General features: G+C 38.2%; 1 protein-coding gene. It reads right to left on the bottom strand.

What is annotated here, in order from left to right:
- Positions 1–163: 163 nt before the first annotated feature.
- A complete protein-coding gene (locus KHM83_RS19520) occupies positions 164–1,480 on the bottom strand; it encodes an IS1380 family transposase (protein ID WP_213238716.1) in 1,317 nt (438 codons plus the stop codon).
- Positions 1,481–1,651: the final 171 nt, after the last annotated feature.

Below are 1,651 nucleotides of genomic sequence, written 5' to 3'. Positions count from 1 at the left end.
AGCCTGAATTATTCATGAACCTATGATCAACTTCAAAATCAAAAATGACATTATTTTTTGTGTGTTATTTTCAGAATTACATGAGTCTGCCCTAAAAAAGGTTAGACTTATCCCGTATATGCCAATTTTGTGATTTTAAGTTGCCAAAGAACATGGATTATTGCTATTCTAGCTGAGGAAGTCGTCTTATATTTTCAAGCGTTTCATAAAAGGCTTCTTTATAAGGGCAACTGCTACACAGCTTGAAATAAATGTATCTTGCTGCTTTTACGATTTTTGAAGCGACCTTAAGCAGCTTTAACCGAATGGTGTCGATCTGCATCTTTTTCATGTTTTTCGGCAAGACCAATCGTCTGAAATAATTGAACAGATTATATGCCAACACATGAAGCCCTAGACGATTGGCGTTAGTTACTTTATTTTTACTGCTTGTAGAAGCAAAGTCGAACCCAGATTTGCCTTCTTTGATGAAGTTCTCCATGGTACCACGGTTGCGATAGTACATCAGTATTTCTTCAGGACTCAAATCCATATTGGTGACAATGAACGAATACTGATAGGTTAACTGATTATAAGGTTTTTCCACTTTTACAACGACTCTACGAGGATAGTCCCATGTGCCGGCTCGATAATAGAACTCATCATAGCAAACGACAGCATCGATCATATTGTCCTTTGTTGCTTCAAGTATTTCTTCATCAAGATGTTTGGCGTTTGAATATAATACGCTATTTGCTTTTAAACGAATCGCATAGGATACCCCGTTTGTTTCGCATTGTTTGAATAAATCCGGCGTAGCAAAGCCACTGTCGCCTCTCAAGAATAATTCTACATCAGGATAGGACTTGTCATATTCATCAAGTAAAGGTTGCATGAAATGGACAACACCGGTAGAACTATAGTCAGTTCCACCTCGTAATTGTGCTTTCAACAGATCCCCGGTCAATCCATCGTAACATAACAAGGGGTGATAACCGTGAGCCCTGTAATGATAGTTGAAACCTTCACCCTCTTGTTTGCCAAAAGTCTTCAACAGGGTGGAATCCAAATCGAGCAACACTTGTTTTGGACATTTGATCGCATATGCTGAGGCTCTCATGGACTTTGTGATTTCATTGAACTGAGAAAGAGTTTTTTCGTTCATGCGATTCCAAAATCTTGATAAGGTCGGCTGTGAAGCAAGTGCTTTTTTATCAAGTATGTTTGCGAATACGGGTTCGTTCGTTAATTCATCGGCATCATCTTCTTCAAAATAACCGGCAATAATCTGATACACAAGCTGTAAGAGATTTTTATCATCTTTGTGAAACCGATTGGCCATGTCATCAGTCTTGAACTGGCTGACATGTTGGTGAAAGCCAAATTTATGGGCAAATTCTTTGATGAGAAGAAGTCCTGAATCGGAAGATAAATCACCGCCATTGAAATTTATTTTGATTTTACTGTTGCTTTCAAGTTGAAGTACATTTACACTAGACATGAAGAGTTTCTCCTTTGTTGTTTGGTGTTGTGGTGACTTCATTCTAACAAAGCTGGAGCTCTTCTTCTATTGTTTTGGCTTCACTTTTCAAGTGAAAAGCAAAAGTAATCAAAAACATTGTTATTGTGCGGCGCCAAGCGCCGTTTGAATAAACTGGATGAATAATTCAGG

Source organism: Fusibacter paucivorans (assembly GCF_018390735.1).
GTDB lineage: Bacteria > Bacillota > Clostridia > Peptostreptococcales > Acidaminobacteraceae > Fusibacter > Fusibacter paucivorans.
Note: the sequence above shows the minus strand (reverse complement) of the source record. Positions and strands in the feature narration are given on the sequence as shown.